This window comes from Mycobacterium sp. IDR2000157661, from assembly GCF_022317005.1.
Taxonomy (GTDB): domain Bacteria; phylum Actinomycetota; class Actinomycetes; order Mycobacteriales; family Mycobacteriaceae; genus Mycobacterium.
This window is the reverse complement of sequence record NZ_CP081006.1, coordinates 1,297,394-1,314,543: the sequence shown is the minus strand read 5'-3', so window position 1 is coordinate 1,314,543 and position 17,150 is coordinate 1,297,394. Positions and strand designations below refer to the sequence as shown.

20 protein-coding genes are annotated in these 17,150 nt (G+C 67.7%); 7 read left to right on the top strand and 13 right to left on the bottom strand.

The annotated features are described in order from the left end of the window. Positions 1-104: 104 nt before the first annotated feature. Entirely contained in the window at positions 105-650 is a 546-nt protein-coding gene (locus K3G64_RS07365; protein ID WP_238890067.1) for a CsbD family protein, read from the top strand. A gap of 9 nt (positions 651-659) precedes the next feature. Then, positions 660-1,334, top strand: a complete 675-nt coding sequence (locus K3G64_RS07360; protein ID WP_238890065.1) for an IF2 family translation initiation factor — start codon at positions 660-662, stop codon at positions 1,332-1,334. Here the strand turns inward: K3G64_RS07360 and K3G64_RS07355 are convergent. Then, positions 1,331-2,743, bottom strand: coding sequence for an NCS2 family permease (locus K3G64_RS07355; protein ID WP_238890063.1), 1,413 nt, complete (start codon positions 2,741-2,743; stop codon positions 1,331-1,333). The genes K3G64_RS07360 and K3G64_RS07355 overlap by 4 nt on opposite strands. 234 nt (positions 2,744-2,977) lie before the next feature. On the opposite strand from K3G64_RS07355, the gene K3G64_RS07350 reads away from it, so the two are divergent. After that, the gene (locus tag K3G64_RS07350) at positions 2,978-3,286 is read left to right on the top strand and encodes a hypothetical protein (RefSeq protein WP_238890062.1); all 309 of its coding nucleotides are present in this window, start codon (positions 2,978-2,980) and stop codon (positions 3,284-3,286) included. A 35-nt stretch (positions 3,287-3,321) separates the two neighbouring features. On the opposite strand, the gene K3G64_RS07345 is transcribed toward K3G64_RS07350, so the two are convergent. Beyond that, positions 3,322-3,756 carry a MarR family winged helix-turn-helix transcriptional regulator gene (locus K3G64_RS07345; protein ID WP_238890060.1) on the bottom strand — a complete coding sequence of 145 codons (435 nt, stop codon included), beginning with the start codon at positions 3,754-3,756 and terminating at the stop codon, positions 3,322-3,324. A 52-nt stretch (positions 3,757-3,808) separates the two neighbouring features. Here K3G64_RS07345 and K3G64_RS07340 point away from each other — a divergent pair, with 52 nt between their 5' ends. Further along, positions 3,809-4,444: a TIGR03086 family metal-binding protein gene (locus K3G64_RS07340; RefSeq protein WP_238890059.1), complete on the top strand. Its 636-nt coding sequence runs from the start codon at positions 3,809-3,811 to the stop codon at positions 4,442-4,444. On the opposite strand, the gene K3G64_RS07335 is transcribed toward K3G64_RS07340, so the two are convergent. From K3G64_RS07335 to K3G64_RS07320, 4 genes are all read right to left on the bottom strand, one after another. Beyond that, complete coding sequence (locus K3G64_RS07335) at positions 4,428-4,799, bottom strand: NYN domain-containing protein (protein ID WP_238890058.1); 372 nt, start codon at positions 4,797-4,799, stop codon at positions 4,428-4,430. The two genes, K3G64_RS07340 and K3G64_RS07335, sit on opposite strands and share 17 nt — an antisense overlap. Then, on the bottom strand, positions 4,775-5,389 hold the full coding sequence (locus K3G64_RS07330) for a TetR/AcrR family transcriptional regulator (protein ID WP_238890057.1): 615 nt from the start codon (positions 5,387-5,389) through the stop codon (positions 4,775-4,777). Before K3G64_RS07330 ends, K3G64_RS07335 begins: the two co-directional genes overlap by 25 nt. A 133-nt stretch (positions 5,390-5,522) precedes the next feature. Next, the gene (locus tag K3G64_RS07325) at positions 5,523-5,933 is read right to left on the bottom strand and encodes an STAS domain-containing protein (RefSeq protein WP_238890056.1); all 411 of its coding nucleotides are present in this window, start codon (positions 5,931-5,933) and stop codon (positions 5,523-5,525) included. 120 nt (positions 5,934-6,053) lie between these two features. Continuing rightward, positions 6,054-7,292 (bottom strand): DNA polymerase domain-containing protein, encoded by a 1,239-nt coding sequence (locus K3G64_RS07320; RefSeq protein WP_238890054.1) that lies wholly within the window; start codon positions 7,290-7,292, stop codon positions 6,054-6,056. 56 nt (positions 7,293-7,348) lie between these two features. Here K3G64_RS07320 and fadD2 point away from each other — a divergent pair, with 56 nt between their 5' ends. Continuing rightward, positions 7,349-9,094: a long-chain-fatty-acid--CoA ligase FadD2 gene (gene fadD2 / locus K3G64_RS07315; protein WP_238890052.1), complete on the top strand. Its 1,746-nt coding sequence runs from the start codon at positions 7,349-7,351 to the stop codon at positions 9,092-9,094. On the opposite strand, the gene K3G64_RS07310 is transcribed toward fadD2, so the two are convergent. The 6 genes from K3G64_RS07310 to K3G64_RS07285 form a co-directional block, all read right to left on the bottom strand. Then, the gene (locus K3G64_RS07310) at positions 9,091-9,411 is read right to left on the bottom strand and encodes a hypothetical protein (RefSeq protein ID WP_238890050.1); all 321 of its coding nucleotides are present in this window, start codon (positions 9,409-9,411) and stop codon (positions 9,091-9,093) included. The genes fadD2 and K3G64_RS07310 overlap by 4 nt on opposite strands. A gap of 37 nt (positions 9,412-9,448) precedes the next feature. Continuing rightward, on the bottom strand, positions 9,449-9,739 hold the full coding sequence (locus K3G64_RS07305; protein WP_238890048.1) for a hypothetical protein: 291 nt from the start codon (positions 9,737-9,739) through the stop codon (positions 9,449-9,451). 63 nt (positions 9,740-9,802) lie between these two features. Continuing rightward, the gene (locus K3G64_RS07300; RefSeq protein ID WP_238890046.1) at positions 9,803-12,007 is read right to left on the bottom strand and encodes an acyl-CoA dehydrogenase; all 2,205 of its coding nucleotides are present in this window, start codon (positions 12,005-12,007) and stop codon (positions 9,803-9,805) included. Positions 12,008-12,016: 9 nt separating this feature from the next. Further along, positions 12,017-13,054: a 2-hydroxyacid dehydrogenase gene (locus K3G64_RS07295; RefSeq protein ID WP_238890044.1), complete on the bottom strand. Its 1,038-nt coding sequence runs from the start codon at positions 13,052-13,054 to the stop codon at positions 12,017-12,019. Beyond that, complete coding sequence (locus K3G64_RS07290) at positions 13,030-14,172, bottom strand: alpha/beta hydrolase (RefSeq protein ID WP_238890042.1); 1,143 nt, start codon at positions 14,170-14,172, stop codon at positions 13,030-13,032. The genes K3G64_RS07295 and K3G64_RS07290 overlap by 25 nt, the downstream gene beginning before the upstream one ends. Continuing rightward, positions 14,169-14,792, bottom strand: a complete 624-nt coding sequence (locus K3G64_RS07285; protein WP_238890040.1) for a TetR/AcrR family transcriptional regulator — start codon at positions 14,790-14,792, stop codon at positions 14,169-14,171. Before K3G64_RS07285 ends, K3G64_RS07290 begins: the two co-directional genes overlap by 4 nt. 89 nt (positions 14,793-14,881) lie before the next feature. On the opposite strand from K3G64_RS07285, the gene K3G64_RS07280 reads away from it, so the two are divergent. After that, on the top strand, positions 14,882-15,457 hold the full coding sequence (locus tag K3G64_RS07280; protein WP_238890039.1) for a VOC family protein: 576 nt from the start codon (positions 14,882-14,884) through the stop codon (positions 15,455-15,457). Here K3G64_RS07280 and K3G64_RS07275 read toward each other — a convergent pair. Further along, on the bottom strand, positions 15,454-16,074 hold the full coding sequence (locus K3G64_RS07275) for a TetR/AcrR family transcriptional regulator (RefSeq protein ID WP_238890038.1): 621 nt from the start codon (positions 16,072-16,074) through the stop codon (positions 15,454-15,456). The genes K3G64_RS07280 and K3G64_RS07275 overlap by 4 nt on opposite strands. 78 nt (positions 16,075-16,152) lie before the next feature. Between K3G64_RS07275 and K3G64_RS07270 the strand changes: the two genes are divergently transcribed. After that, positions 16,153-17,052: an oxygenase MpaB family protein gene (locus K3G64_RS07270; RefSeq protein ID WP_238890037.1), complete on the top strand. Its 900-nt coding sequence runs from the start codon at positions 16,153-16,155 to the stop codon at positions 17,050-17,052. The last annotated feature ends 98 nt before the right edge of the window (positions 17,053-17,150 follow it).

Genomic DNA, 17,150 nt, shown 5'->3' with positions numbered 1-17,150 from the left:
GCCACCACCGATTGACGCAGAACCGCTGCGAGTGGCTGTGCGCCGGGCCACAGAGGATTAGGTCCGGCGCGTTTGTGGAACCTATGCCGTCGAGAGGAGATGCGATGACCGACCATGACAAAGCCGATCAGGCCCGCGAAGGCCTGCTCGACTCGGTGAAGGGCAAGGCGAAGGAAGTGTTCGGCGCCGTCACCGGCAACGACTCGCTGACCGCCGAGGGGCAGTTGCAGCAGGTCGAGGCGCAGCAACGCAAGGAGGCCAACACCGTCGAGGCCGCCGCCGACGCCGAGGTTGAACAGGCGAGGGAACAGGCTACCGAGGCCAGGCTGGAAGGCGCCCGCGAGCGCACGGCCCTCAACGCCGAAGCCGCGGCCGAGAAAGGCACCGTTGAGGAGCAGCGGGCCGCGCAGAAACGCGCCGCCGAGCAGGAAGCGCATCTCGAGCTCGCCACAGAGCGTGCCGAGGCCGAACGCGACGCCGAACGCAAGGCGGCCGAGGCCAAGGCCGAGCAGCGCGAGGGGATCCAGTCGGCCGACGAGGAACTGGCCGACGCGTTGCGGGACCGCCGACAGGCCGAGCAGGAGTCGGCGACCGCGCACGCCGAGGCGGCGCGCATCCGGCGACAGGCCGAGAACATGAAGACGGACTAGGAGCTGCGCATGGGTATCACCGAAATTCCGTTACGGGTACTGCGGTTTCAGTACCAGGTCGCTCGGCTGCCGTTGCGGTTGATCGAGGACCGGTTCGTCGCGCAGATGGATTCCGAGGCGCCGGCGCGGCTGTGGTACGAGCGCTCGCTGGGGCTGCTCGACACGGCCGTCGGCACCGCGCTGGGGGACTCGGCGGTGCGCGAACGCGGTGCCACGCTGGTCGAGCGCAGCGACGCGTTGCGCCGCGCGGCCGCACTCGACGCGGCCGCGCGAGAGAACGTCAAGGCGTCCGAGGCCGAACTCGCGGCCACCCAGGAGAAGGCCTTGAAGGAGAAGCAGGAAGCCTTCCAGGAGACCACCCGCGAGACCGATAAGGCTCGCGACGAGGCTCAGAAGCGCAAGCGGGAGGCCATCGAGGACGCCGAGCAGCGCATCGCCTCGGACAAGAAGCAGGCCGACGAGGTCGCCGACAGGCGCAAGAAGGCCGTCGACGACGCCAAACGCCAGGAGCAGGGTCAGATCGACGCGGTAGAGCGCAGCGCAGCGGCCGCGGCGACGGACAAGCTCGACGACGCGCAGGACAAGCGGATCGACGCCGCCAGCAAGCGCGCGCAGGCCGACCGCATCGAGGGGCTTGCCGACACCGAGAAGGAGAAGCGGCAGGCGGACCGGGCGGATCGTTAGATTCCGAGCACTGACTCGATCCATCCCCGCGCGAAGTACAGCAGGAAGCCCGCGGCGACCACCCACAGCAGGGGGCTGATCTCGCGGGCTCTCCCGGCTGCCGAGCGCAGCACCACCCAGGTGATGAAGCCGACGCCGATGCCGTTGGCGATGGAATAGGAAAACGGCATCACGGCCACGGTGAGCACCACCGGCAGCGCGACCGAGAACTCGGAGATCTCGATGTGGCGCAGGTGGGAGACCATCATTGCGCCGACGACCACCAGCGCCGCCGCGGCCACCTCGGTGGGAACGATGGACGCCAGCGGCGAGATGAACATCGCCGCCAGAAACAGCCCGCCGGTCACCAGATTGGCCAGCCCGGTGCGCGCGCCCTCCTCGATACCGGCGCCGGACTCGATGAACACGGTGTTCGACGACGCCGACACCGCACCGCCGACCGCAGCACCGGCACCCTCCACGATGAGCGCCGACCGCAGGCGCGGAAAGGTGCCCCTGTCGTCGGCCAGGCCGGCCTCGCGCGAGAGACCCGTGAACGTGCCCATGGCGTCGAAGAAGTTCGCGAACACGAGCGTGAACACGAACATCGTCGCGGCGATGGCGCCGATTCGCCCGAAGCTGTCGAAGCTGACGGCCCCGACCAGCGAAAGATCGGGCACGGCGAACGGGGAACCGGACAGCGCCGGCACCGAGAGGCTCCAGCCGCCAGGCCTCTCCACCGCCGACCCCAGATGCCATATCGCCTCGATGACGACGGCCACCACGGTCCCGGTGACCAGCCCGATCAGAATGCCGCCCCTGACTTTTCGCGCCACCAGAATGCCGGTCAGCAGAAGCGTGACCGCGAAAACCGCAGTGGGCACGGTGCTGATCGATCCGGCGCCGCCGGTGCCGAGCCCGACGGGCGGGGAGGGAACGCCGGTATCACCGATGAAGCCGGCGTCGACCAGGCCGATGAACAGGATGAACAGTCCGATACCCGCGGTGATGGCGAGCTTGAGCTGCATGGGCACCGCGTCGAAGACCAGCCGGCGCAGGCCCGTCGCGGCCAGCAGCACGATGATCAGCCCGTTGATCACCACAAGCCCCATCGCCTCGGGCCACGTCAGCGATCCGACCAGCGTGGTCGCCACGAACGAGTTGATGCCCAGGCCCGCAGCGAACGCGAACGGCAACCGCGCGACGACGCCGAACACGATCGTCATGACGCCGGCCGCCAGCGCCGTCACCGCCGACACCTCGGCGAACTGCAACCGGTTACCCGCGACGTCATCTGCGCCCGCGAGAATCACCGGATTCAGCACGATGATGTAGGCCATCGCGATGAAAGTGACCAGCCCGCCACGCAGTTCGGCGGCGATCGTCGACCCGCGTGCCGTGATCTCGAAGAAGCGATCGAGGCGATTCACTCCTCGACCCTATGGGCTGTCGTCGATCCGGTCATTCTGTGACGCAGATCGCTTTTGCGCAGAGGTGTATCCCGAGCCCGCCCGGGTACCTAGTGGGTCCGGCATCGTGGATGCTCGACATTCGATTCGAGCCCGGGTGCACGAGCGGTGCACAGGATCGCGCCGCCGAGTCGAAGAGCCCAGCCCCGAATGCCCTGCCGGCGTTGGGTGGCCGCGCTGAAGAGGAGGACGACAATGACGACGAGGACATCGACCAGGACACGGATGCAGACCGTCGCTGCCGGTTTCGTCGGTGTGGTCGGCATCGCCGGCGCTGCCGGAGTGCTTGCGGCACCGGCTGAACCGGCCGGTTGGACGGTTGCGCAGAACTGCCCGAACTCCATGACCGAGGGTGTCTGGAGCGCCGGTTGCCTGCCCGGCATCGACGCGCCCAGCGATGCAGTCGACAACCGCGGACCGAATCAGCTCCCCACGGTGCGTGGAATCCCTTGCAGCTCTGACTGTCTCGACATAAACCGGGTGCTACCCGACACCGACGTGTGACGGCCTTGGACACCTCGGTGCGCACCAACCCGTGATCATCCGGTGTCGTCGACGCGCGCCATTTCGTGCAGCGCGCGCAGAAAAACCCGTCGCTCATCGGTCGACAACACCGACAGCCAACGCTCCTCACCGCGTTGAATTTCGTCCTGGGCGGCGTCCTTGAGTGCCCGGCCGGCCGCGGTGATCGCGAGCACGCGGACCCGTCGGTCGGCCGGGTCGGGGCGACGCTCGATGTAGCCCTTGTCCTGCAGTTCGTCGAGGGTTCCGATGATGCGGGTCTTGTCGGCGCCGATCGCCTGGGCCAGCGCGGCCTGCGTACGCACCGGCGCCTCGTCAAGTGCGCACAGCACGCTGTATCCCCACATCGAAAGGCCATGTGCGGACAACACCGGACCCTCGGCGGCGGTGAGCCGACGGATCAACGGGACCAGCATCGCGGCCAGGTCGGGGCGTCGCGACTTCGGCGGCATGAGGGAAAGTGTAAGCGTTGCCATATAATAGGCATTTGCCTATCATAGTCAGATGCATACGAAAAATGACCTTAGGCGGTTCCATCGGGCGGCCGTCGCCGCCTCCATCGACGTCGTCGCGCAGGTCGCTGCGGCTGACCTGGGCCGTTCGACACCGTGTACCGGCTGGAACGTGGGCGACCTGCTGACGCATATGACCGTGCAGCACAATGGTTTCGCCGCAGCGGCGCGTGGGGCCGGGGCCGACCTCGCGGTGTGGGATCCGGCCACCGTCGCCGATGAGGTTGCCGCCGATCCGGCGGCAGCCTACGCCGCGGCCGCCGGTGCCGTCCTCGAGGCGTTCGCCGCCGACGGGGTGCTCGAAGCGACCTTCGCCATGCCCGAATTCGGTCCCGGCGCCACTATTCCCGGCGCGATGGCGATCGGATTCCACTTCGTGGACTATGTCGTGCACGGCTGGGACGTCGCGCGCAGCATCGGTGTGCCGTTCGAGCTGCCCGCCGATGTCGTGGCGGCCGTGCTGCCGGTGGCGCTCGCGGTTCCGGACACCGACGTGCGCGATGCGCCGGATTCGCCGTTCGCCCCCGCGCTGGCGCCCGTGGAGGATGCGGACGGTCTCGACACGGTGCTCCGGCACCTCGGCCGCGCGCCGGAGTGGCGGCCCGCCCTGGCTAGCGTCGGTCGATGACCTGGCGCAGGCGCTGCGCCGGGTGGACCGCAGCGCCCAGCGCTCTGACCCGGTCGACGAGGTCGCGATCCGAGCTCACCACACAGAGGCTTGCCGGATCATCGGCGTTCCGCACCAACCGCACGATCTCGTCGTCGGCCGCGTTCGCCTTGGCCCTGGGCGCATGCGTCACGGTGATGACCGACGACTCGATGGGTGGTGATGCGGGGCGTTCGAACACGACCGTGACGTCGTCTTCCGCCGGCTTCCACCGCTCGAGCCGCCTGACCAGCCCCGCCATGGCGCGATCACGGTCCCGCCACCACCCGTCGGGGCGAGACCCGATCACGTTCATGCCGTCGACGATCCACCGCATAATCCACCGATCAGGACGTCGACCAGACCGTCGAAGGGGGAGAACGGCGCGCTCCGGGGAGACGCGCCCGGCCGCGTCAGCTCGCGGTACAGGATGGTGCCGATGATCGCGTCGGCCACCGCAGCGAGATCGGCGTCCGCCCGGATCCGGCCGGCCTGTGCGCAGTGGCGCAGGCGCTGTAACACGGCGTCGTGCTGGGGACCGGTCAACTGGCGGTACAGCAATTCACCGTCGCCGCCGTCCTCGGCCGCGGCGGCGGCCAGCGCCCGGATCAAGGCGGAGTGCTGGCCGGTGGCGAGTGCGTTCGCGTGGCCGTTCAGCCAGGCCTTCAGGTCGGCGGCGAGGTCACCGGTGTCGGGAAGTGCCAGGCCGCCGCCGGCCTGGTAGGCGTCGATGACGGCTTCGGCAACCAGTGGCGCCTTCGAGGGCCAGCGTCGGTACAGGGTCTGCTTGCCGACGCCGGCGCGAATGGCGACGCGGTCCATCGACACCTCGGAATAGCCGTTCTCAACCAGAATCGCTCGGGTGGCGTCCAGAATCGCGTCGTGGGCCTCGGTACTGCGAGGCCGCCCTCGCCGCCCCGTGGTCATGGATGCCGCCTAAGGCGCACCCGGTGACTTGTGGTCAGTGAGCGGCGGGTACGCGCCTGACCGCCAAATGGCGGCGGCCAAGGAGGTATCCGAGCCAGCGAATATCGAGTAGCACTGTTTGACCGGCCTTCCGTTACGCCGACTTCTTGGTCAGCAAGGGCAGCAGCCGCCGACGCTGCTCGATGGTCTCGGCGAAGTGGTGCAGGGCGTCGGGAACCGATTCGCAGATCGGGAAGTCCACCCCCGACGTGCGCAGTACCCGCAAAGCAGGCTCGCTCGCCACGACCGACCACTCCACGTCGGCGTGGTAGCAGCTCTCGTCGATGTCGTACAGCAGCGAAACGCATTGTGCGGGCAGCGAAGTCACGCCGCTCAGGTCCAGCACGAAGGGCTTCTCGGTGAGCACGAAGCGGCGAGCCAGCGCGGTCACCGGGTCGATGTTCGTGTCGTCGACGACTCCGTCGACGGTCACGACCGTGGCCAGCTGGCGGCACACCGCATGGATCTGGGCGCCACCGCAGTCGAATGTCGGATTGCCGTACATCACTGCCTCCCCTCGAGCACCTCGACTTGACTCTCAAGGTAGGGCGCCAATCTAAGGCAACCGGGAGCAGCGGCTAATACTTTGGTAAGGAAGCGGAATCGCCGGGTGCAGCAAACCCCGTCAACCACGCCGCATCCACTGCGGCCCGGAGTAGTTCTCCCAGGGCGAGTAGTCGGCCAACAAGTGCTCCTGGCGCGGGCGTTCGGCTTCGGGTACATGCTGCAGATTGATCCTGATGCGGTACCAGATCGAGCTGGGCCCCCGCATGCCGTCAATGAGAACATCTGCGGGCGCGAGCTTTTCGGCTACCGACGGGTAACGTCGGCGCCACTCGTCGAGTGCGGCCATCGCCTCGTCCTTTGTCTTGGTGCGGGCTATCTCGATCAGTGGCTTCGCCGAGGTTCTCCGGCCCGTGCCCTTCTTCGCCGCGCCGCGCGGCGCCCTCTCCGCTGGGCCGAGGCGGTCAGCCAGGTCGAGCAGCTGGTCCAGCGAACCCGCGGTGTCGTCCATGCCCTCCCACGGGTCGCCGAGTTCGGCGAATCGCTCGGGCACGGTGGCAATGGTGAACCGCTCGGGCCGGCAGTCGGGCACCTCGGGCCAGAACAACGGCGTCGAGACCCGTGCGTCGGGGGTCGCGCGCACCGAATAGGCCGACGCGACGGTGCGGTCGAATGCGTTCTGGTTGAAGTCGACGAAGACGCCCTCGCGCTCCTCCTTCCACCATCGCGCCGTCGCCAGGTCGGGGGAGCGCCGTTCGACCTCGCGGGCCACCGCTTGGGCGGCCAGTCGGACGAACTTGAACGGCCAGCGCCGTTGAATGCGGGCATAGATGTGGAAACCGCGCGAACCCGAGGTCTTCGGCCAGGCGGTCAGCCCGTGCTCTTCGAGCACCTCACGCGCCACCATCGCGATCGCCACGATCTGCGGCCACGCCACGCCCGGCATCGGGTCGAGGTCGACCCGCAATTCGTCCGGATGGGCGAGGTCGTCGGCGCGGACCGGATGGGGGTTGAGGTCGACACAGCCCATGTTCACCGCCCAGACGATTCCGGCGGCATCGTGCAGCACCGCCTCCTTGGCTGAGGTGCCCGAGGCGTACTTCAGTTCTGCGACGTCGACGAAATCGGGGCGCTTCTCGGGCGCTCGCTTCTGGAAGACCGCCTCTTCGGCGATGCCCTTGACGAACCGCTTGAGGATCATCGGCCTGTCCCGCACGCCGCGCAGCGCACCCTCGGCGACGCTGAGGTAGTACGACATCAGGTCGGCTTTGGTGATCCCGGCTTCACCGAAGACGACCTTGTCCGGATTCGTGATGGGCACCTGCCGGCCGTCGACCTCCAGATACCGGGGTGCGGCCATGGCAGACATGGTAGTTTCCCGGCCGCGGTGCGACACCGGTCACATATGGTGGGTTCATGGTCAAGCTCACCGATATCCCGTCGCAGGCCGTCGCCAAAGCCCAACAGCTCGCCGAACGCGGATCGGCGGAGTTGCACTACGCCGCCAAGATGTTCGGCGCCGGAGCGTTCAAGCTCGAACCGCCGCAGAACATCGCCGCCATGGTCGCCGACATCCGGCGCTGGGGTGAGTTCGGCATGATCCCCGCGCTCAACGCCCGCCGCACCCCGAACCGCACCGCGGTCATCGACGACTTCGGCGAGATGACATTCAAGGAACTCGACGACGCCGCGCACGCCGCGGCTAATGGACTGCTGGAGAAGGGCGTCAAGGGCGGTGACGGGGTGGCGATCTTGGCGCGCAACCACCGCTGGTTCCTGGTCGCGGTCTACGGTGCTGCCCGGGCGGGTGCCCGCATCATCCTGCTCAACAGTGAGTTCTCCGGTCCGCAGATCAAGGAGGTGTCTGAACGCGAGGGCGCCAAGCTGATCGTCTACGACGACGAGTACTGCCAGGCGGTGTCGAAGGCCGATCCGCCGCTTGGCAAGCTGCGCGCTCTCGGCGTCAACCCCGATAAGGACGAGTCGTCGGGCAGCACCGATGAGACGCTCGAGCACTTCGTCAACCGTCACTCCGGTACACCCGCGCCGAAGGCGACGAAGCACTCCTCGATCATCATCCTGACCAGCGGCACCACCGGAACCCCCAAGGGCGCCAACAGGAGTACACCACCGACCCTCGCTCCGATCGGCGGTGTGCTGTCGCACGTGCCGTTCAAGGGCGGGGAGATCACGTCGCTGCCTGCGCCGATGTTCCACGCGTTGGGCTTCCTGCATGCCACGATCGCGATGATGCTGGGCACGACGCTGGTGCTGCGGCGCCGTTTCAAGCCGACCACCGTGCTCGAGGACATCGAGAAGCACAAGGTGACCGCGGTCGTGGTGGTGCCGGTCATGTTGTCGCGCATGCTCGACGCGCTCGACGGCATGGACCGCAAGCCCGACTTGTCGTCGCTGCGGATCGTGTTCGTATCCGGGTCGCAGTTGGGTGCGGAGTTGGCGCAACGGACGCTCAAGGCCCTCGGTCCGGTGGTCTACAACCTGTACGGGTCGACCGAGATCGCGTACGCGACGATCGCGCGGCCGCAGGATCTTCAGATCAACCCCGCCACGGTCGGACCCGTGGTCAAGGGCGTCAAGGTCAAGATCCTCGACGACGACGGCAACGAACTGCCGCAAGGCGAGGTCGGGCGGATCTTCGTCGGCAACTTCTTCCCGTTCGAGGGCTACACCGGCGGCGGCCACAAGCAGATCATCGACGGGCTGATGTCGTCGGGCGACGTGGGCTACTTCGACGAGAACGGTCTGCTCTACGTCAGCGGCCGCGACGACGAGATGATCGTCTCCGGGGGCGAGAACGTCTTCCCCGCCGAGGTGGAGGACCTCATCAGCGGCCACCCCGAGGTCGTCGAGGCGACCGCGCTCGGCGTGGAGGACAAGGATTGGGGCCACCGGCTGCGGGCGTTCGTGGTCAAGACCGAAGGCGCCTCCATCGGCGAGGACGACATCAAGCATTACGTGCGCGAAAACCTGGCGCGCTACAAGGTCCCGCGCGAGGTGGTCTTCATCGACGAGTTGCCCCGCAACCCGACGGGAAAGATCCTCAAGCGCGAACTCCGTGAGATGGAAGTCGGCGGAGACGACAATGAGGCGGAAGTCGGCGGAGACGACAATGAGGCAAAAGTCGGCGGAGACGACAGTTAGGCGACGGCGCTGACCGCCGCATACGGCACGGCCAGGCATACCAGGAACAGGGTGAGCAGAAACCAGCCCGTTCCCTGCCAGGCGAACCACGAACGGCCCTGCCGCCATGCGAGAAACGCCTTCACCATGGCGCCGATGCCTCCGATGAGCAGCACTGCCGGTACCGATGCGGCCAGCGCAACCGATGACCTGTCGATCAGGGCGAACAGCACGAACGCGACACCGGCCACCACGATGACCGCGGCTCCGTAGCCGATCGCCTTGCGCGTGGTGGGTGGGTCACTAAACCGTTTCTCGACATCGCGCTGATTGCTCATGGATGCGCAGTTCCCGCTTCGGGGTCGGACAAACCCGTCACCAGGGCCCGTTGACGTACCACGACAGGCAGCCGGGAATGTCGCGGCACGCGATCACGGCGCTCTGGTCCGGCGCGCCGCCGCGCACCTTGGGTCCGCGCGGCCCGAAGTTGCACGAGGGCACCCACGGATTACCGGGCAGGACCCCGGGGTAGCAGGGCCGGGCCTGAAACGGTGCGGCGTCACCGGTCGTCGACCGGTCGATCAGCAGGGATGGCGCGGTCAGCAGACTCAGCCCGACGGCGGCGGCCACGACGATGCGCGTCACGCGATGTGAGAGGTTGCCCATGACTACCACCAGACGCTTGTCTGCAACCGGTTGATCCGAGCATACGCCCGGTGGCAAGGGGTTTTACGGGTCTCGCGGCAGTCCCAGGAGGCGCTCGGCGATGATGTTGAGCTGCACCTCGGTGGTGCCGCCGTAGATCGTCGTCGCGCGGCTGCCCAGCAGGAACTCCGACCACATGCCCGGCAGCTCCTTGGGGTCGGCGATCGGGCCGTCGGTGCCGAACGACGACACCGCGAACTCCGCGTAGCCCTGGCCGGTTTTCATCGACAGCAGCTTGCTGATCGCCGCGGCGGGCATCGGATCGCCACCGGCCAGCGTCAGCAGTGTCGAGCGCATGTTGAGCACCTTGGCGGCGTGTCCCTCCGCGATCAGTCGGCCCGCGTGGTTCTGCTCGATCTGGTCGAACTGACCATCGCGAATGAAGTCGACGAAGCCGTTGAGGTTGGCCAGGAACGGCGGCTCGCTGCTGCCGATGGACACCCGCTCGTTGGTCAGCGTGTTGCGGCTGACCTCCCAGCCGCGGTTGACCTCGCCGAGCACCAGGTCGTCGGGCACGAACACGTCGTCGATGAACACGGTGTTGAACATTGCGTTGCCGGTGAGCTCACGCAGCGGTTTGACTTCGACGCCATCGCTTTTCATGTCGAGCAGGAAGTAGGTGATGCCGTTGTGTTTGGGTGCGCTCGGGTCGGTCCGGGCCAGCAGCGCGCCCCACTCGGAGAACTGCGCCCCGGTGGTCCAGATCTTCTGGCCGGTGATGCGCCAACCGCCGTCGACCTTGGTGGCCTTGGTGGTCAGGCTGGCAAGATCCGAACCGGCACCGGGCTCGGAGAACAGCTGGCACCAGATCATCTCGCCGCGGAACGTCGGCGGCAGGAAGCGCTGCTGTTGGTCCTCGGTGCCGAACGCGACGATCGAGGGGATGATCCAGGCCGCGATCCCCATCTGCGGGCGCTTGACGCGGCCGGACTCGAACTCCTGGGCGATGATGATCTGCTCGACGGGCCCCGCCGCGCGGCCCCACGGCGCAGGCAGGTGCGGCTGCACCCATCCACCCTCGGCGATGGCGGCGTTGCGCTCCTCGCGCGGAATGTCCTTCAGCGCTGAGACTTCGGCGCGGATCTCGTCGCGCAGCTTCTCCGTGTCGGGGTCCAGGTCGATGTTGAGCTTGCGCATGCCGGTGCTGGTGGCGACGTCGACGACCTGCTGCGGGTAGTCGGCATGCCTGCCGAAGCCGGCGGCGAGCACCAGCGCCCGCCGGTAGTAGACGTTGGTGTCGTGCTCCCAGGTGAACCCGATACCACCGTGCACCTGGATGCAGTCCTGCGCGCAGTGCTGGGCGGCTTCCGGGGCCAATGTCGCGGCCACGGCGGCGGCGAACTCGAAAGCGCTTTCGTCCGAGCCACTCTCGCGATACTCGTCGATCGCGCGGACCGCGTCCCACACCGCGGCGGTCGCGCGCTCCGTGTCGGCGATCATCGACGCGCACTTGTGCTTGATGGCCTGGAACTGGCCGATCGGTCTGCCGAACTGTTCGCGGATCTTGGCGTAGGCCGACGCGGTGTCGGTGGCCCAGCGGGCGACGCCGATGCACTCCGCCGACAACAGCGTCGTGATCAGCGCTCGGGCCAGGGGGCGACTGAGGTCGCGCAGCACGCGGTCGTCGGTGACCTCGACGGCGTTGGCGCGCACGTGGGCCACCGGCCGTAGCGGGTCGAGGCTCTTGACGGGTTCGATCTCCAGTTGGTCGGCGTCGAGCACCACCCATTCCTCGCCGCTCTCGATGGCGACGGGCAGCACCAGCAGCGATGCCTGCTCGGCGACGGGCACGGCGCGCACCTCGCCGCGGATGACCAGCGCGGCGTCGTCGCCTTCACCGTGCCGGGTGGCGGTGAGGGAGGAGTCGATGGCGTACGTGGCGATGGTGTCGCCGCTGGCCAGATCGCTCAGTACCTTGGCATCGGGATCGTGGGCTGCGATGAGCGCGCTGGCGATCGCCGAGGGGACGAACGGACCGGGGACCGCACCGTAGCCGAACTCGGCCGCCACGATCGCCAGTTCGAGGATGCCGAACCCCTGCCCCCCAACCGATTCGGCGAGATGCACGCCTTGCAGGCCCTGCTCGGCGGCGGCCTTCCAGAACGGCGGCGGGTTGGGGATCGGGGTCTCCAGCGCCTCGTGCAGCACCTCGGACGGCGCGACGCGCGCGACGAAGGACCGTACCGAGTCGGCGAGGTCGTTGTGCTCAGGGTTGATGGCGATGGGCATGCCTGCACCTCACTGTGACGGATCGTCCCTATTAACCGGTCGGTTGGGACCCACGATACCGTTCACGACGTTGGCCAAGGCACGGCCGTCCCGCAGTCGCCGGCAGTTGTCCACCGCGTGTTGCAGGTAGCGCCGCATCGTGTCGGCGGTGTACCAGGTCACGTGCGGGGTGAGCACCACGTTGTCGAGCGCGAGCAGCGGATTGTCGTCCGCCACCGGTTCGGTGGTGAACACGTCGAGACCCGCGGCGGCGAGGCGGCCGCTGCGCAGCGCGTCGAACAGGGCCGACTCGTCGACGATCGGACCCCGACTGGTGTTGACCAGCACCGCGTCGGGCTTCATGCGCGCGAACGCGGCGTGGCCGAGCAGGCCCGCAGTGTCTTCGGTCAGCGGCACATGCAGCGAGACGATGTCGCTCTCGGCCAGCAGGCTTTCCAGTGGCCGCCAGTGCGGATGGCCGTCGTCGCCGGTGCTGGTGTGCAGCACCCGTGCCCCCATCGCCGAGACCATGGTTTCGACGGTCTTGGCGATGTTGCCGTAGCCGACCAGTCCCACCGTGCAGCCGCCGATGTCGCGCACCGTCTCGCCGAGGCTCGGGTCCGAGGGCCACCCCCTGCCCTCGCGGGTGGCACGGTCCAGTTCGGGCAGTCGGCGCAGTGCGGCCAGCATCAGCAGCACGGTGCCCTCGGCGACCGAGGGCGCGTTGGCGCCGGGCATGTTGGCGACGGCGATACCGAGATCGGTCGCGGCACCGACGTCGATGGTGTTCACACCCGCGCCCATCTTGTGGACCAGGCGGCAACGCGGCGCACGGGCGAGATCGTCGGCCGAAAGAGGCCGCAGCACATGCCAGATCACCTCCGCCTCGGCCAGTTCGCGGTAGAAGGCGTCATCGTCGTCGGTAGGGCAGTAGCGCACGTCGAGCCAGTCCGCCTCCGGCGCGAGAAACGAAGTCACCTTGTCACCGGGGACGAAGTGGGCGAGGACTCGCAACGATGAGCGCTCGCGCGAAGAGTCGCCGGTCAACGCCACCGTTTCGCGATCCACTTGGTGATGATGTCAGCCTGTTCGGTCCGTGCGCCCGGGGTGTTGAAGTAGTGGTCGGTGTCGACGGCCGTACGCGATTTGTCGTCGCCGGCCAGCGCGTCGAAGATGCGCCTTGCGTCCGACGGGTAGACACCGGTGTCCTGGTCGGCGTTGATCACCAGGGCGGGGCAGGTGATCCGCGCCAGGTGCGGTTCGGCGCGGGTCTGGGCGTGCCGCAGGCTCCACATGCCCAGCCAATTACGCACCGTGGTGGCCGCGGCGATACCGCGCGCGGATCGGTTGGCCTTCAACGGGATTCCGGCGTAGCACATGTTCGCCGGGCGCTTCGTCGGCTCGATGGTGGGGTCCACCATGCGTGGATCGGCCCATGTGCGCAGCACCGTGAAGGGGCGGTCGGAGAAGCCGGCGGCGCGCACGCGCACGAGTTCGGCTTCGGCCCAGTCGGTGATCGCGTCGTTGCGAGCGACTTGTGCGGCACGGTAACGCTGTACGAACTCCAGCGAGAACGGCGGACCGTTCTGACCGCTGAACAGGTCGAGTTCGGGATCGGTTGCGACAGCGTCGTTCTCATCGACAACGGCGCCGTCCATCCACGCGGTGAGGACGTCGGGCCTGCCCGGATGCGCGGCCGTGGCGATGTAGCCGTCGGCAGGCGGCAGATCATCCAACCCGGCCGCAGGCCGCATCCCCGTTAGGGGGGTCACATGCGGGTCGACAGCCTGCGCCTGATAGGCCGCCATCAACGACCCGCCTCCCGAATTGCCTAGCAGCACAACGTGGTCCACGCCCTGAACGTCGCGCAGCCAGCGCACCCCGACGCCGATGTCGACCAGCGCGTGGTCGAGCAGGAAACTGCTCTCGAAGCCGCGATAGCGGGTGTTCCACCCGAGGAACCCGATCCCGCGGGTGGCCATGTAGTCGGCGAGATAATGCTCGGAGAAGTCGATCTGGTAGTGCGTCGCGATCACGGCAACCCGCGGCCTGCGACCCGTCCAGCGGTGGTAGAGGCCCTGGCACGGGTGCCCGCCCGCACCCGCCCGGCGGGCGGTGGGAGAGTCGAGGCCGACGAACTCGCGGATGACGCCCGCCGCGCCGCTTCCGGCAGAAGGTCTGGTCATGCCGCGGCCCGGTGGTAGACGGTGCGAAAGAAGACGGTCGCCAGGGTCCTCACGCACGCGTCGTCGTCGGCGGATTCGGCCCGGTCGCCGGAGAGCTGCTGGTAACAGAACTGGTTCAGCATCGCGACGAGGGCCACCGCGATCAAGTGCGGATCGTCACCGTCGCAGAACCCTTGTCGCTGAGCTTGTTCGACCGTTCTGGTGATCATCGAGATCGGCAATGCGCAGATGTCGTTCCAGTAGTCGGCGAAGTCGTCGTTGACCATCGCCAGCTGGGACACGCTGATGATCTCGGCGAGTCGGTTGCGGTAGGTGTGCCAGTGCGCGGCCGCGGCCTGGTAGGACCGTTCCCAGTCCGACAGGCCGGGCTCAGCGGCGGCGCGGGCGCGTTCGCGGGCCTCGTCGCGGAACCGCACGGCCCACTCGCGCACCATCGCCTCTTTGGAGTCGTAATAGTTGTAGAACGAGGCCGTCGACCGGCCCGCCTCGGCGGCGATATCCGAGATCGTCGTCGCCAAAATGCCTTTGCGAGCTATCACCGCCCGCGCGGCGGCGTCGATGGCGGCTTGGGTCTGCCTGCCCCGAACGGTCGGCAGCGGGGCACGAGGGCTCAGGGTCACGGGCCTCTCCTCGACCATTGATCGTAACTGAACCTGATGTTAGATTCAGTTTGCGGCCTTGGCCAGAGTTTCGCGCGAGGAGGCGTCGAATGATCCGACCCGACAACCCGAACCCCGAATTCGAGCTCGGCGGTATCAACCACGTCGCACTGGTCTGCTCGGACATGGCCAAGACCGTCGACTTCTACAGCAACATCCTCGGCATGCCGCTGATCAAGTCGCTCGACCTGCCCGGCGGCATGGGTCAGCACTTCTTCTTCGACGCGGGCAACGGCGACTGTGTGGCGTTCTTCTGGTTCGCCGACGCGCCGGACCGGGTCCCGGGGGTCTCCTCGCCGGAGGCCATCCCCGGCATCGGCGACATCGTGAGCGCCGTCAGCACCATGAACCACCTGGCGTTCCACGTGCCCGCGGAGAAGTTCGACGAGTACCGGCAGCGGCTCAAGGGCAAGGGCGTGCGCGTCGGTCCTGTGCTCAACCACGACGAGAGCCCGGCGCAGGTGTCGCCTTCGGTGCACCCCGGCGTGTACGTGCGCTCGTTCTACTTCCACGACCCCGACGGCATCACTCTCGAGTTCGCGTGCTGGACGAAGGAGTTCACCGAGGCCGACACGCAGACGGCGCCCAAGACCGCGGCCGACCGCCGCCCACGGGTGACGGCCTAACCGCCGGGGGTCGGCGGGGTCGCGAGCACGTCGAGCTTCGCGGCGAGCAGGTCGATGACTTGTTCGTCGTCCAGGGTGAGGTCGCCCGACAACCAGGCGCTGATGGTCTGGCCGACGCCGCCCACGGCGAAATGCGCCGTCGCCTTGGTCAGGGCGTTGTCCTGAGCGCCGAGCGAGCCCGCATGCTGCAGCAGCAGGGCGGCGAACAACGCCGTGGACTCCGCGCGTTTGCGGACGATCACCGTGTTGGACAGCTCGACGCTGAACAGGAGGCGGCCGACCCGGGCATCGACGGCGATGGCGCGCACGACATTGGCCATGCCGGCGCGGGCCTGTTCGTCGGCCGGGGCGGAGGCGACGGCGGCTTGCGTGGTCGCGGCGATCTCGGCCACCACGCTGTCGAATACCGCCGCGACGAAGTCGTCTTTTTCGGTGAAGCTCTCGTAGAAGTAGCGAACGCCGAGTCCGGCGCGAGCGCAGATCGCCCGCACGGTCAGTTCGGCCGGGTCCCGGTCGCCGGCGCCGAGCAGGTCGAGCCCCGCGTCGAGCAGTCGGCGCCTGCGTTCTGCCCGGCGTTCGGCGGCGTCGACGCCGCGATACGGCCGGACCTGTGCCATGACGCCATCTTGACACCTGTCCGGAGGCCGCGGCAAGATCAGGAAACAAGCGTTTCCTGATTTCGTTAGGGGTGGCCAATGACGGTCTCCGAGCCGATCGACCATGTCGCACGTCCGCTGAACGACCCCGCCCTGGACGGTGGGCGGCGGCCACCGCGCCGGATGGCCTCATCCAACGACGCCATGCTGGGCATCGGGCTGCTCTCCGGCGCGGCGAACGTGATCATGGAACTCGCCCGGCCGGGCGTCGGCTACGGCGTCAAGGACAGCCGCGTCGAAAGCGGGCGCGCGGATCGTCATCCCATCAAGCGGGCAAGGACCACCTTCACCTACCTCGCCGTCGCCTTGGCCGGCACCGAGGAGCAGAAGGCGACCTACCGCCGCGCGGTCAACAGGTCACATGCCGAGGTCTACTCCAAACCCGGGGACCCGGTGTCCTACAACGCGTTCGACAAGGACCTGCAGCTTTGGGTGGCCGCCTGCCTGTACAAGGGCTTCGTCGACGTCTATCGGATCTTCGTCGGTGAGATGGACGACGCCACCGCCGACCGGCACTACAGGGACGGCATGGCACTGGGCACCACCCTGCAGGTCCCGCCCGAGATGTGGCCCGCCGACCGCAAGGCTTTCGACGAGTACTGGCAGCAGTCACTCGAGAAGGTCCACATCGACGAGGCGGTACGGGAGTACCTCTGGCCCATCGCCGCCGGCCGCATCGGTGACGTGAAGGCGCCGGCCTGGCTGCAGAAGTGGACCGACGCGATCAACCTGTTCATCACCACCGGTTTCCTGCCGCCACGGTTCCGCGAAGAGATGGGCCTGCCGTGGGACGAGGATAGACAGCGTCGGTTCAACCAGGTGATGGCCGCGCTCGGACGGGTGAACAACATGTTGCCGCGCTTCATCCGGCAATTCCCCTTCAACTACCTGCTCCACGATATCGACTGGCGCGTGCGCACCGGTCGTCCCCTGGTCTGACCCACGGCGAGGGTGGCCTGGGCCATCCGCTGAGGGCGCCCGTGGCTCTGTACAAGTTAGCTTATGCAATGCTAACTTCGGGCGGAAGTTAGCCTGCC